This is a genomic window from Cyclobacterium sediminis (assembly GCF_054781075.1).
The window spans coordinates 224,312-239,235 of sequence record NZ_BAAGVC010000018.1; the positions used below are offsets into that span (position 1 = coordinate 224,312).

General features: G+C 39.0%; 8 protein-coding genes. 5 read left to right on the forward strand and 3 right to left on the reverse strand.

From position 1 onward, the window contains the following. Positions 1–284: 284 nt before the first annotated feature. From ACYVHJ_RS16430 to ACYVHJ_RS16440, 3 genes are read left to right on the forward strand one after another with little or no spacing between them, the layout of a single operon-like run. Positions 285–752, forward strand: a complete 468-nt coding sequence (locus ACYVHJ_RS16430; protein WP_460516766.1) for a RidA family protein — start codon at positions 285–287, stop codon at positions 750–752. Positions 753–803: 51 nt separating this feature from the next. Next, positions 804–1,874 carry a bile acid:sodium symporter family protein gene (locus ACYVHJ_RS16435; protein ID WP_339903719.1) on the forward strand — a complete coding sequence of 357 codons (1,071 nt, stop codon included), beginning with the start codon at positions 804–806 and terminating at the stop codon, positions 1,872–1,874. A gap of 6 nt (positions 1,875–1,880) precedes the next feature. Further along, positions 1,881–2,960 (forward strand): bile acid:sodium symporter family protein, encoded by a 1,080-nt coding sequence (locus ACYVHJ_RS16440; protein WP_460516769.1) that lies wholly within the window; start codon positions 1,881–1,883, stop codon positions 2,958–2,960. Between the two features lie 119 nt (positions 2,961–3,079). Here ACYVHJ_RS16440 and ACYVHJ_RS16445 read toward each other — a convergent pair whose 3' ends face one another. The 3 genes from ACYVHJ_RS16445 to ACYVHJ_RS16455 all read right to left on the reverse strand — a co-directional run bounded on the left by ACYVHJ_RS16445 (position 3,080) and on the right by ACYVHJ_RS16455 (position 11,169). Continuing rightward, entirely contained in the window at positions 3,080–6,382 is a 3,303-nt protein-coding gene (locus ACYVHJ_RS16445) for a VCBS repeat-containing protein (protein ID WP_460516773.1), read from the reverse strand. Positions 6,383–6,466: 84 nt separating this feature from the next. Further along, complete coding sequence (locus ACYVHJ_RS16450; RefSeq protein ID WP_460516776.1) at positions 6,467–8,089, reverse strand: RagB/SusD family nutrient uptake outer membrane protein; 1,623 nt, start codon at positions 8,087–8,089, stop codon at positions 6,467–6,469. Between the two features lie 11 nt (positions 8,090–8,100). Further along, on the reverse strand, positions 8,101–11,169 hold the full coding sequence (locus ACYVHJ_RS16455) for a SusC/RagA family TonB-linked outer membrane protein (protein ID WP_460516779.1): 3,069 nt from the start codon (positions 11,167–11,169) through the stop codon (positions 8,101–8,103). 631 nt (positions 11,170–11,800) lie between these two features. Between ACYVHJ_RS16455 and ACYVHJ_RS16460 the strand changes: the two genes are divergently transcribed. Both ACYVHJ_RS16460 and ACYVHJ_RS16465 read left to right on the forward strand, forming a co-directional pair. Then, positions 11,801–13,498, forward strand: a complete 1,698-nt coding sequence (locus ACYVHJ_RS16460; protein WP_460516782.1) for a PQQ-dependent sugar dehydrogenase — start codon at positions 11,801–11,803, stop codon at positions 13,496–13,498. A 209-nt stretch (positions 13,499–13,707) separates the two neighbouring features. After that, entirely contained in the window at positions 13,708–14,883 is a 1,176-nt protein-coding gene (locus tag ACYVHJ_RS16465) for a hypothetical protein (protein ID WP_460516785.1), read from the forward strand. Positions 14,884–14,924 lie beyond the last annotated feature (41 nt).

Consider the following 14,924-nt stretch of genomic DNA (forward strand, 5'->3'; position numbering starts at 1 on the left):
TTACAATCAAAAGGTACTACAAAAATTTAAATTCAGAGTTTTTAGGTTTAAAAGGCCGGGGTCAGATTTATAAAAACGAGGATACAGATTAACCCCTTTGTAAGGGAACTAAGAACTTGTTTGAAATCCTAAACTTTAAGAACCAAAACCAAGATGCATACTAAAATCAGATATGCCCATTAAAATAGTGATGAGGCTTGTTCATCCAATTAATTTTGGAGAAAAAGTATTATTAATTTACCTTCATTGGATAAATTGCGAAATCTAAACCTATATCTAAAAAGATGAAAACGATGAAAAGAAGAAATACAATTAAAAAATTATTTGCCTCTTTGGCAGGTGTCGCCGGAATAAGTACAATAGCTAAAGCAAATACAACAGAATCTACCAGCACAGGAAAAGAAGCTTTCAACATTGTTGAAGATCAAAATGTACCATTGTTTTCCGGTTCCACCAAACAAGGAAATACTGTTTATGTGGCAGGAAAAGGAGCTCACTTTGACGGAGATATCAAGGCCCATACTGACCATGTTTTAAAAGAGCTAGAAAAAGAATTAGTAAAGGCAGGTAGCTCAATGGAGAAAGTACTCAAAGTTAATGTTTACTTGCACGACCTTGCAGATTATAAAGGAATGAATGAAGTATATAAAGGAAGGTTTGGAAGTAAGCCACCGGTTAGAACCACAGTTGCAACCTACGGTGGAGTACCTGGAGACTCTCTAGTGGAAATGGATTGTATTGCGTACATTTAATATCGCTAACTCACTGAGAACCTGTTAACCCATGTTACCTTGAAAAAAGAAATGATTTTCAAATACTTTATAGGAGCAGGCCTTTTGTGCCTGCTCTTAGCTTTAATATTTATAATCCCGGGCAATATTGAAAGCGCGGCCATTCCTCTGATAGCATTTTTTGTGTTTTTGGGCATAGGTTTTCGGGGCTTCGAAAAACTAAAAGGCTTTACTTACACTACCATGATATTTGCGGGAGTTACGGCAGCCATGTACTATCCGGAGTACTTTGTTGAATACAAAGGTTATGCTTACAGCAACCTGATCACTCCCCTAATTCAAATAATCATGTTTGGTATGGGAACTTCAATGGCTTTTAAGGATTTTGCAGGGGTAATAAAAATGCCAAAAGGTGTGTTTATTGGCTTATTGAGTCAATTTACAATTATGCCGATTACTGGATTTATTTTGGCTAGCCTAAGTAATTTCCCACCAGAAATTGCCGCCGGACTTATTTTGATTGGATGTTCTCCAAGTGGTCTTGCTTCCAATGTAATGAGTTATTTGGCCAAAGCCAATTTGGCCTTATCCATCACCATTACTGCAATTTCCACGCTTTTGGCTCCCTTTCTTACACCTTTATTGATGAAACTATTGGCCGGACAGTTTGTGGAGATCAATGTTTTGGATATGATGTGGAGTATAATCAAAATGGTCATCCTCCCTATTGGCGCAGGCCTTGTTTTCAATAAGTTGTTTTCCGGTAAAGCCAAATGGCTAGACGATGCCATGCCAGTGGTTTCTATGGCCGGCATAGGAATAATTATAGTGGTTATTACTGCGGCAGGAAGAGACAGTTTATTGGATATCGGAGGTTTGCTAATCATCCTTGTTTTTGTTCATAATGTCATGGGATACAACCTTGGCTTTTGGATCAGCAAAGGGTTGGGACTTAATGAAAAAGATGCACGTACAGTAGCCCTGGAAGTGGGCATGCAGAATGGAGGCTTAGCTTCAGGTTTAGCCAAAGAAATGGGCAAACTGGCCACCATAGGTTTGGCCCCTGCAGTATTTGGTCCATTGATGAACATTACAGGATCTGTACTGGCCTCTTATTGGCATAGAAAACCACCAAAAGAGTAGAAGCCTTTGAAAAAGCAAGTCCTTTTTCGATCACTATTGCTATTGGCAATATTGCTTCTATCTATATATCTCTACTTGATCTTTTCAGGAGTTCATGCATCCGCAGGACCATTCTTGATCGGATTCATGGCATTATTAGGTATAGCCTTTTCAATCAACAATCAATTGAAAGGCTATACCTATACCATAATGATTTTTTGCTCGGCCACCATTGCCTTGTACTTCCCAAGTCCTTTTATCTCTTATAAAGGGTATGCCTTAAGTCAACTGATCACTCCCCTGATTCAATTCATCATGTTTGGCATGGGTACAGCCATGTCTGTGAAAGATTTTATACAAATTGGTAAAAACCCAAAGGGAGTATTTATTGGTTTGGCCTGCCAACTTACCTTAATGCCCTTGTCAGGATGGGCCATTGCTAATTTTAGTGGCCTGCCTTTGGAAATTGCTGCAGGAATAATCTTGGTAGGCTGCTCTCCCAGTGGAGTCGCTTCAAATGTAATCAGCTATCTAGCCAAGGCAAATCTGGCCCTATCCATTACCATTACGGCCCTATCTACTCTATTGGCCCCTTTTGCTACACCATTTTTAATGAAATGGTTGGCAGGATCCATGATAGAAATAGATGTAGGTGTAATGATGTGGAGCATTGTCAAAATGGTCATTATCCCAATTGGAGCCGGTTTATTGGTAAATCACCTTTTCAGAAATAAAATCGCCTTTCTTCAGAAAGTTATGCCAACCTTATCTATGGCAGTAGTGGCCATCGTCATTGTTCTTATCACGGCATCCGGTCGTGACAACCTGTTGGACATTGGTTTTATTTTGCTAGGTTTGGTACTCCTCCATAATATCGCAGGCTACCTATTAGGTTATTCAGCAAGTAAGACTTTAGGGCTTGATGAAAGAGATTCCCGAACCATTGCCCTAGAAGTAGGGCTTCAAAATGGTGGAATGGCAGGAGCTCTAGCCAAAGAAATGGGTAAATTGGCCACCCTGGGATTAGCGCCGGCAGTCTTTAGCATCATAATGAATATCTCAGGCTCAATACTTGCCTCCTATTGGCATAAAAACGAACCGAAATAAAAACAGATACCGACTAATAAATACTTTTCCTGAGTTAAAAAAAACCGAGAAAGCATAGTTATCCAATGCTTCCCCGGTTATCAAGCTTATTGAGATCCACATGTGGACAAAAATAAATATTAATCAAGTTTAAATAATTGAAGAGCTGAGTCATTAAATGCATAAATGACAAATGTTTCTCCTTTGATTTCTACAGTTTGAATATCTCTGACATCACCCTGAAAGAATAAGCCTGTTTGCTGCACAGGTACAAGACTTAAGTCCATGCTTTGCTCATCAATATTAAAAACAAATCCCGGATTCGCATCCAATTTACCGGTACTCACACGGGTTTTGCTAACATTTCCTCCAGTCAATAAAACAGGTTGATCACTGCTAGAAAAAGAAGTTTTGCTCATTGCAAAAAGTGGAGACAACTGAAATTCAGCAGGTAGTTTTTCATAGGTGAAATTACCATTTCCATCATTTATCAGAAGTGTGGAGGCCAGCATATCTGCTTGTAAAGTATCCGCATCACTAAGATCCAAAAGACTGAAAATATCTTCTAGACTTGCTTGGGCAAATGACTTATAGTCTGTGTATTTCGCTTTCATCTTTGGCAATTGACCAATTAATTCATCTCTACTGAAAGCAAATGAACTTGTATCCGATTTATAGTAGCTCATGATCGGGTCTGTCCTACCATTGTTGTCAAAATCTTTAAAAACAATTTGGATTGGCTGGCTTGTACTTGCTTGATAAACCATGTTTTCCCCATAATTACCTGCCAACAGATCCAGATCTCCATCAGCATCAATATCAGTTGGGAACAAGCTCAACCACCAACCTTTGGTTGCTTCGGTTAATTTTTTTTGTACAGCTACAAATGATTCTCCCTCTATTTTATACAGCTGAATTCCCATCCACTCTCCTGCGATCACCAATTCCATTTTGCCATCACCATCTGTATCAATAAAACAGGCATCACTCACCATCCCGGGAGCCATCAATTCAGCATTGTAATCTGCTGTAACATCCGTAAAGTTTCCTTTTCCATCGTTGGCTAACAGATAACTTCTTGGTGCCTCAGGGTAGTTACCCGGCAGGTAACGTCCTCCAACAAACAAATCCGGAAAGCCATCACCTGTAAAATCTGTACTTGCCACAGTGCCTCCACTTGCAGGCATGAAAGGAAGTGACTCATTATTTCTACTAAAGTTTCCTTTCCCATCGTTGATGTACAACCTGTCCTGATACATTTCACTATCTTTTGGATAATCAGTTCCGCCACTGACTACATAAAGGTCAAGCCTTCCATCTCCATTGGCATCCAACCAAATAGCATCCGTGTCTGTAAAGCCTTTGTCAGCTTCAAATGCAGCTTGATTTCTCACAGAAAAATCTCCTTGACGATTTTGAGTATACAGTTTTGCCGCTTGGTTCTTTCCCCCACCAATATAAATATCTTCCAATTGATCTCCATTTACATCCGCAATGGCCAGCTTCGGCCCGAGTGCCCCCATGGAATTGGGCATTAATCGATCTTGGGTAAAATCTAGAAATTTGGTTTCTTTATGCACAAAATCAATCCCCAATGCTCCGGACACTTCTTCAAATAACTTTACCGATTTAGTAACAGGAGCATCCACAGGCAGACCTTCTGTTTGCACCAATTCAACCTCCTGATTGACAGGAATATCGGTAAGTACCTGATACTCTCCTGTAGGCCAGTAAACCTCTAAGCTGTCAATTGTCTTCTTTTCTCCCAAACCAAATACCAATTCTTGATCTACAGCAGATTGGTAACCTCGTGTTGGCATCAACTCTTGGTGGAATTTTTCTCCATTTGAATAAACCAAAACCTTGGCTCCAATACCTCTTGTATTTAAGTTATCGCCTTTAAGCTTAACTTTTAGGAAAGCGTTTTGTGTTAATTTTTCACTATTGTTCCTGTAAACTGAAACAGGGTCATTGGTATGACAAACAATGAGGTCAAGGTCTCCATCTCCGTCCAAGTCGGCATAGGCAGCTGCATTTGAAACCGTTTCATCTTGTAAACCCCATTCTCCGGCCATATTTTTGAAACTTGCATTTCCTTGATTATGGTAAAGATAGTTTTGAACATATATAGGTGGCATTTTATCTATGAGTCCCATCAAAGCTTTTTCCTTACCCGTTTGGTTGGACTTAATTCGCTCACTCACTACATAATTCATAAAATCCATATCCAGATAGTTACGGGCATAACCATTGCTAATGAAAATATCCTTCCAGCCATCATTGTCGAAATCTGCTGCCAATACTGCCCAGCTCCAATCCGTATGAGCTATCCCACTGTATTGACCCATTTCAATAAAATTGCCATCTCCTTGGTTTAGGTGAAACATATTACGCATGCTTTGGGGATAAAATCCCTTGTCCAATAACTCGGTATATTTGTTATAATTCTCTGGTCCTAAAATTGCCTTCTGATTAAAATTAAACTCAGGCATCATGTCCATGGTAAGCAGGTCAGGCTTAAGGTCATTGTTCATGTCCGCTGCATCGGCTCCCATGGAAAACAAGGAAACGTGGCCCATATGATCTCTAAGCTCCTCTTTAAAAGTCCCGTCTTGTTGGTTATAATAGAGGTAATCTTCCTCATTATAATCATTGCTCACATAAATATCCTGCCAACCATCGTTGTTATAATCACTCACAGTAACGGCCAATCCAAAGCCCAAAACATTATCAATAATGCCACTCTCTTGGGTCACGTCTACAAATTTACTATTGTCATTTCTATACAAACGGTCACCTAAAAAATCTCCTGTTCTGCTTTTAAAAGAACCATCAATCCTGCTAAAACCTGCATATTCTTGGGTGCTATGGTTAAGCAGGAACATGTCCAGATCTCCATCATTGTCATAATCAAAAAAAGAGGCCTGAGTTGAATACCCTGGGTCATCCAAACCATATTTGGCTGAAGCTTCCTTGAAAGTGAGGTCCCCTTGATTGATATACAACTGATTTTTTCTATTACTTGGATTATTGGCTGCTGACCTACACACATATATATCTAAAAATCCATCGCCATTAACATCGGCCATGGTTGTCCCGGTATTCCACAAACCAGCGGCTTCTACCCCTGCTTTGGTAGTAATGTCTTCAAACTCAAAATTCCCTTTGTTCAAATAGAGTTTACTGGCCATCATATTGCCTGTAAAGTAAATGTCCGGTAAACCATCATTATTAATATCTCCAACCGCAACACCACCTCCTTGGTAAAAATAACCATAGGTAAGTACATTGAAAGCGTCGGACTCTTTGACCAAATTTTTAAAAGATATCCCTGATGAGGAAGAGGAAACTTTGGTAAACAAAGCATTGGGATTTTCTTTTTGGCAAGCAAATAAGCTTCCAAGCAAAAGCAGAATTATCAGTGGTTTGGCATTGATTTTCATGGCATTAGCATTTTGATATAAAACTAAAAAAAGTGCCGTTAAAAACGGCACTTTTTATATTATCTATATTCAATTTATTTTTAATTAATCTTCTTTGGCATCCCACCAAAGCTTGGTGCTATTCAAGTTACCACCACGGCTAACTAGTTCTGGGAATTCCTCAGCTGCTAATACCGCTTCACTGTTATTGGAATATTCTCCTTGAACGAAGATCAACCTTGGCATTACCATATCAGCAGGTACAAATTCATTATCAGAATTCAAACGAGGATAAGGAGTTGGGAAATTTGTTCTTCTTAACTCAGCCCAAGCTTCCCAGCCATCAGGATAAATAGCGATCCATTTTTGCGTTCCAATCTGCTCCAATTGTTCTTCTAGGCTACCATCAGCCATAAATTTAACAGGGATAGATGAATTTGCAGCGATATTCCACTCAGGCTTGTAAGGATAAGTTACATCACTAGGTGTATTTTCACTATTGATATATGCATCTACCACATCAGCAGTAGCTCCAACTCTTGGCTCGGTTAAAGAAAGGGTAATTCCTTTTTCGTAAAACTCTTGAGCTGTACCACCCATATTCCAACCAATGGCAGCACCTTCAGCAAGTAGAAATTGTGCTTCAGCAGCACTTAAAACTCTCCATGGTTCACCGGCAGCACTTCCTCCTCTTCCTTCATTAAGGAAGATCACTCCCATATCTGAATTTAGATCGTTCAAATTAGGCGTACCCAATTCTTCTCTAGAAAGACCATTTCTTAGACCTTGGTAAGGCTCTCCTTCTCCAGTATTTTGATAATCAACAGTTTCACTAAAGAAAACACCAGTACGAGGATCATCATAACCTACCATTACACTTTCCATCAATGCACTCATTCTGTACTCACCCCAGTTGGTAATGATCCAGTAAGGATTTCTGGAGTTAATGGTAGTTTGAATTTGGGCACCATCTGCATTAGACTCCATTACACCTTCAGCAACAGCTTTTTCTGCTTCAGCTTTTGCTAAAGCCGGTTCTACAAATCTAATCCTCATAGCCAATCTCAATCTCAATGTGTTGGCAAAAGTCAACCATTTATCGACAGATCCACCATAAATCTGATCATGACCTACAAATACAGATCCTCCTGCATTTTGTTTTAATACAGTTACTGCTTCATCTAAGGTTACAAAGAAATCCTTATAAATCTCTTCCTGAGTATCATAAGCAACACTGGTTTCTCCATTACCAAAGTTGGAATAAATAATCGGTCCCCAATAATCAGTAATTCTATGGTATCCTGCTACTTTCCAAACCTTAATAATGGCATTCTCTACAGGAAGATCATTCGCTTCAGAAAATTCTTCTACAAATTGAATCACCGGAGCGGCTTGTCCATAGTAGTAATTCCAGGCACTATTTGACCATCCACCTACTTGGGTATGACGATCAGAGTCAAAGTTTACCTGAGTGGTGGCAAAATACTGCGAGTATAAATCACCGAATAAACTTTGGGCAATCTGGAAACCTGATGTTCCTCCTCCCGGAGCAAGATACATCGCACGAGCCTGCGCATTCGCAAATGCATTACCCAATAGACCAATATCTAAGTTATCTGCAACAAGTGCATCTGGTCGGGTGTTTAACTCTTCAAAGTTTTCCGTACAAGCACCAAGTGATAGTGCAGCGACGGATAAACCCATTGCTATTTTAGAAATTTTTATCATCTTCAAATTTTTTAAAATCCTAAATTAAGATTAAAACCAAAAGATCTGGCTGTCGGCGGAGCGAAGGAATCAAATCCTTGAGCCGAAGCAGATGTTCCAACGGTTACATCCGGATCAATGTTTCCAGCTTCGTTAAGGAAGAAAAATAAATTCCTCGCAACGAACGAAATACTAACTGAGTTCAAAGGCAATCCTTCTAATTTTTCTGAAGGAATAGCATACCCAATTACCGCTTCTCTCATTCTAATGTTGGTTGCAGATACGGAAAATACTTCTCCAATAGGTGCATTTCTACCTCCCATATTTACCCAAAACAACTCAGCAGTTGTTTCAATTGTATTTGGAGCATAAGTTCCATCTTCAAGTTCCATTACAGCAGTTTCATGAGCCATGAAGTTTTCACCGAAAATCAAACCTCCATCTCTACCATAAAGTGTTTCTTCTGTCACACCATCTGCATAAGTTACCGCATTGGTGAAAGAAGCAATGCTACCACCTTGTCTGAAATCAATGGTGAAATTGGCAGTGAAATTTTTGTATTTAAAAGTGTTTTGAATACCACCAGTCCAAATTGGATTGTAATTGGCAACTCTTACGGTTTTACCGGGAGTAGTTCTTGGAACACCATTCTCTCCGATAATTACTGCACCATCATCGTTTCTCAAATAACCTCTAGAGTAAACCTCACCGAATAACTCACCTTCTTCAACTCTGAACTCTCTTAAGAAATCACTTCCGACAACGATACTTGGTCTTTCGTCATTGATTTCATTAACTCTTGAAATATTCCTTGCAAAATTACTAGTGATATTCCAGTTAAAATCATTTCTTCTCATCGGGGTAATGTTAAGCACTACCTCAATACCTTCATTCTGAACATCCCCACCATTGGTAAAGAAGCTAGATGCCCCGGAACCTACAGGCAACGCTACTGTAAACAGCTGATTGAATGAGTTGGTTTTATAATAAGTGAAATCCAGACCTAATCGATTGTCTAAAAATCTCAAATCCGTACCTAATTCAATTGATCTTGTGCTTTCAGGAAGCAAATTCGTATTTGGTAATTGCGTGCTCAAAGACACATAACCACCAAGCCCACCTGCACCAAAAGCAGCTGTTCTTTGCAATTGGTAAGGATTGGTATCATTACCCACTTCAGCAAAAGACCCTCTAGCCTTGGCAAAAGTAAACCAAGAAGGAAATTCAATTAAATCAGAAATCACAGCGTTTATACCCACAGATGGATAGAAGAAAGACCAGTTTTCCTTAGGCAAGGTAGATGACCAGTCATTTCTAGCAGTAATGTCTAGGAAGATCGCATTTTTCCAAGCCAGTTGACCAAAACCATACAATGAATTTACATCTTTAGGGCTACCTACTCCATAAGAAGAAACTACTTGCGATGTATTGCTCAAAGCAAAGAAGTTTGGAACAACCATGTTTTGTCCGGTATTTGAATTCAAGCTAGAATTTCTATTGATTCTAGAGTTACCACCGGCATTGATATTGAAATACCAATCCTCACTTAATGTTTTCTCGTAAGAAATTAAGAAATCTGTATTAAGCTCCATGCTTTCTGATTGACCAACGGAAAACCTTCCGTTTTGTGCGATAATGTAAGTGTCATTGTAAAGTCTCTCTTCACTCACACCAAATGTACGGTCCATAGATGCTCTAGCCATTACGGTAAAGCCTTCAGAGATTTCATAATTTGCAGATGTAAATGCAATGATTCTATCAAAAGTATCTTTGCTTAGATTTCTGTTCAACGGCCAGTATGGGTTTGCCCCACCATTGGAACCGGGATTGAAATAATTCTGACGTGCTTGACCAGAGGCATCAATGTATTCAAAATTAGAGATATCCTCAGTTCTGATATTTCTTGGCAACCTTACAATATGCCTTGTAGGGTTAGCATAGTTTTCACCTTGGGCAAGTTGGTTGTTGATATCTTGACGGATATAATTGATTTTAGAGTCTAAAGTCAATCTATCAGTCAATTTATTCGTTAACCTCAAGTTTATACTATGTCTTCCCAACTCATTGTTAGGTACCACACCTGCTGCATCCGTATAAGTATAGGAAAAATAGGTTTGGTTTCTTTCATTTCCTCCACTAATCGCTAGGGTAGTAGCTAAGTTATGACCAGTTTGATAGAAGTCTTTAATATTGTCCGGCTGAGGAGAAAAACTATAAGTTTCCATCTCTCTATTAGGGTCAGGAGACCAAAAAGCAACTTGAGAACCGTCCATTTCAGGACCCCAAGAAAATTCAGAAGTAGGAGAATAATTTCCATTACTTCCCTGACCATAAACATTTTGATAATTGGTTAAAATCAAAGGCTGATCAAACATATAAGAAGTATTTAAACTTACTTTAAATCCTCCTTCAGATCCCCTTTTGGTTGTAACTACAATGGCACCATTGTTTGCACGACTACCATATAAGGCCGCTGCGTTTGGACCTTTCAATACGTTGATACTCTCGATATCATCAGGGTTAAGGGTTTCAATTCCTTTGGCTGGAACACCATCCACAATGTATAATGGCTGGCTGTCTCCACTAATGGAACGGTTACCTCTCAATACAACTCTAGTAGAACCACCTACACCACTACCTGAACGGTTAATGGATAGACCGGCCACTTTACCTGAAAGAGAATTCATAACGTTCAATTCTCTCGCTTGAGTAATTTCTTCAGTACTCACATCCTGTACAGTGTAAGTCAAAGCTTTCTTTTCTCTTTCCAAACCAAATGCAGTAACTACTACTTCGGAAAGAGCAGATTCTTCTGCCTCAAGTGCTACATTGATCTCACTATTGTTTCCAACAGCTCTTTCAGTTTTACCATATCCTAAATAAGAAAATACCAAAACTGCAGATCCATCAGTAACATCTACACTATAATTACCATCGATGTCAGTGATGGTTCCTGTATTGGTTCCTTTTACCAATATACTGACTCCCGGTAAAGGGGCATCAGCGTCTGCGTCCGTCACAGTTCCTGTGATGGTTCGATTCTGTGCCATTGCTTGTATCGTAAACAAGGCCAGAAAAAACACGAGTAATCTTTTTTTCATAAGTAAATGAACAAATTTAATTTAAATGACTAATGGAATTTTTCCAATAGTTAAATTTTTACTTGAAAATCGCTGGATCTCAGCAATACCTCTCGAATCATTCCGAGACTAATAAAAAAACCCAATACTAAGTAAAACACATTTTATCAGGAATAATTGATTAAATTATAATCCTGCTGACCATAATCTTACCAAAAGATCAAGAAATTTATGAGGTTATTACTAATGTTGGGTGGTTTTGATGCTAATATAAGGAAAAAATCATTTCCCTGACAAATCTCTTACCTTTGAAATAATTTAATTTAAAATTAATACGGCTTAAAAAGTAAAAATTTTAGCAAGGGGCCAAGATTAAGCTAAATATTTTAATAATTAATTTGAGCAATTACCAAAATTAAATACATATAGTATATATTTTCCCCTCCTACTTATTCTGCTTGACAAAATTTTCAAACTGTTTGTATTATTTTATGAAAATTGCAATAATTTCTATCAAGTCATATACTTCTTGAAATTTTCTAGTTTTGTCCTTAGATTTTCATTAATTAACATCAAATTATCACGCTTCACCATGAAATTCTACAATCTACCACTCATAAAATTTTTAATTTTTTTCTCACCTTTTTGTTACATGCTTTATTCTTGCCACCATTCTTCAACTTTTCCTGCCACAACGCCTAGTAATGGTGGCCTATTCCTTCCGGATGGTTTCGGCGCTCTGGTTGTAGCAGATAGCATCGGCAAAGCCCGACACCTTGCAGTAAATGATAATGGAGACATCTATGTTAAATTAAGGTATGCCAAAGAAACTGGATCTAATGTGGCCTTGCGAGATACAACCGGAGATGGTAAGGCAGACATCATCACTTATTTCGGTGAATATAAAGATGAGGGTAGCCTGGCCAATGGTATGCGCATTCACAACGGCTATCTATATTATAGCGCTGCCAGAGTAGTATACAGAAACAAACTGGTACCCGGTCTACTCATCCCTGATACCCCAATGGAAGTGGTGCTAACTGATGATCACGAACATGGAATTCATTGGCACATTACCAAACCGGTTGCCTTTGATGAAGAAGGATACATGTATGTGCCTTTTGGAAGTCCATCTAATGCTTGCCAGGACATGGCCAATAAACCTGGCGGAATCCCGGGATCCACCGGCTTAGACCCTTGCCCTGAATTAAATGAGCATGGAGGGGTTTGGCGGTTCAAAATGGATCAATTGAATATGACTCAAAAAGACGGGGAATTGTATGCTACCGGCATTAGGAGTGTAGTGGCTATGGATTATAACCGGGAAGACAAAAACCTTTACCTGGTCATGCATGGCCGAGACAACCTCCACCTGCTATATCCTGAAACTTTTACTCAATGGGAAAGTGCAGTTTTGCCTTCTGAGGAATTTATACGAGTAGAAGAAGGTGGAGATTATGGCTGGCCCTATTGCTTCTACGACCAAATCAATAAAAAGAAAGTGCTTGCCCCGGAATATGGTGGAGATGGAGAAATTATTGGTCGCTGTGCAGACATGGATCAGCCTGTAATGGGATTCCCGGGTCACTGGGCACCCAACGACTTGCTGTTTTATACCGGAGATCAATTCCCGGACCGCTATAAAAATGGTGCCTTTATCGCTTTCCACGGCTCTACCAATCGTTCACCCTACCAACAATCAGGGTATTTTGTGGCTTTTGTTCCTTTTGAAAATGGCCATGTCAGTGGTGATTGGGAAGTATTTGCCAATGGCTTTGCCGGCAAAGAACTTATTATCAATACAAATGATGCGGAATTCAGGCCCATGGGTTTGGCTCAAGGACCAGACGGTTCTTTGTATGTATCCGATTCAAGGGTAGGAAAAATCTGGCGGATCCTATATAAAGGTGACAAAGCTACATTTGGAGAAGCTGAATTGGCTAAAATGGAGGCGCAAAAGCTGGTCGCCAATATTCGAAATCCTCATCCCGTGGAAGACAACCTGGACAAGGGGCAACTACCCGAAGGTAAAAAGGTATACAATACCTATTGCTCCCCTTGCCATCAAAGAGATGGGAATGGCGCCAAAGGGAGAATTCCGGAACTAAGAAATACTGATTGGGTATCAGGAGATAAATCAAGACTTATTAATATAGTCTTAAATGGGCTTGAAGGAGAAATTGAAGTCAATGGAGAACGATACGACAATATCATGCCGGCCCACCAGTTCCTCACGGATGAGCAGATTTCACAGGTGTTAACCTTTATCAGCAAGAACTTTGAAAATAATGCTTCCGCAGTATCAAAAGAAGATGTGGCAAAGCTCAGGGCTAAAATTTCAAAATATTAAGTTTCACTTCCTTGTCTATATAGCAAAACGCCGTAGCCTAATAGGCTTAGCCATCGTTAAAGAAAGGAATGTACCTTCCGGTTTGTTTCAACAGTTTATCTCACCCCATATTGGAATCTTAAGATTTTTAAATATATTACATCTTTAGTTGCAAACTTTCGATTCAATCGCATCCTTTTATAAATTATTTATTATAACGAAAAGCCAATATGAGAAGTTTTGGTACCTTATTAAATAGTGTAGCATTTATTATCATTGGACTTGCTCTAAGTTGCAATTCGCCAAAAGAAAACACAGCGCATAGAAACTTTTCCATTACTATTACAGACTCGATAAATATTGAGCATCTAGATCCTTTGCACCTTAAAGGCTATGACCCTGAATCAGACAATTACCTATTGTCAAATGCTGGTATCGGAATTCGTCAAATTTTAAGGGTAAATGGCAATGGAGCTGTTATTGCTAATTTCACCATTCCCGAGGAAGGACCCAATGCTTTGCTAAATCCTGGAAGTACAGGCTTTCTAAAAGATGCTATTGTTATTTATGACATGGAAAAAGGATTTGTACAACTCAATCCGGACCACAGCATCATCCCTAAAGCCCAGGTCCCATATCCACACAATTATCTGTTTTTCCCTCCACACTTACCTTTAATTAAACAGAATGGAGAGGAAATTTATTATCTCAAACCACTTGTTGATGAAGACTTTATTGATGGAATGGGAGAACAGTTTTACAGAAACTACTACAATAAGTCACTCCTGGAAAAGCACAATACAAACACAAATGAGACCCGCCAATTTTTAGAAATTCCAACGCAAAGTATCTTTAAAGATGGAATGAATCATGGCATTTATGTCCCTGTAATTAAAAATAAAGGGAATGATTGGCTGGTATCTACATGGTTTGACCCCTATGTTTTTTTATTCAAAGAAAATGATGAGGGTATTACATTTGAGAAAACCATTGATTTACAAATCTCTGGTATGATCAATTTCCAAAGCGTAGCAATGAAAAATAGTGAACAGTTTTTTAATATCAATGAGGGGAAACGCGCGGGAAATATCAATGATATCCTTTTTATGGATGATTACACATTAATCGTTTACAGAAAAGGCCTTACCGAAGAAGAACAAAAGGAGGTAAAGGCAAATTTCCCCAACCAAGCTGAGATTGAAATGGAAAAGAGGGATGCCTACTATGCCGTCCTTCTAGACAAAGACTACAATGTCCTTGACAGCAATGTAAAATTCCCATTGGGCGTCCATTACCCCAATGTAGTCAACAAAGACAATAAAGTGGTGGCATTGAAAAACCCGAATCTATTTGATGTGGAAGGAAACCATGTTACCTTATATAAAATGGAGTTGGGTTTTGAGTAGATTTTTAGCCAAGCACTCAAAACCCAATACCAAATGTAAAT

Bases quoted from the DNA above. Each gene is read 5' to 3' on its own strand.
- ACYVHJ_RS16430 (WP_460516766.1), top strand. From the start codon at position 285: ATGAAAACGATGAAAAGAAGAAATACAATTAAAAAATTATTTGCCTCT.
- ACYVHJ_RS16435 (WP_339903719.1), top strand. From the start codon at position 804: ATGATTTTCAAATACTTTATAGGAGCAGGCCTTTTGTGCCTGCTCTTA.
- ACYVHJ_RS16445 (WP_460516773.1), bottom strand. From the start codon at position 6,382: ATGAAAATCAATGCCAAACCACTGATAATTCTGCTTTTGCTTGGAAGC.
- ACYVHJ_RS16450 (WP_460516776.1), bottom strand. From the start codon at position 8,089: ATGATAAAAATTTCTAAAATAGCAATGGGTTTATCCGTCGCTGCACTA.
- ACYVHJ_RS16455 (WP_460516779.1), bottom strand. From the start codon at position 11,169: ATGAAAAAAAGATTACTCGTGTTTTTTCTGGCCTTGTTTACGATACAA.
- ACYVHJ_RS16460 (WP_460516782.1), top strand. From the start codon at position 11,801: ATGCTTTATTCTTGCCACCATTCTTCAACTTTTCCTGCCACAACGCCT.
- ACYVHJ_RS16465 (WP_460516785.1), top strand. From the start codon at position 13,708: ATGAGAAGTTTTGGTACCTTATTAAATAGTGTAGCATTTATTATCATT.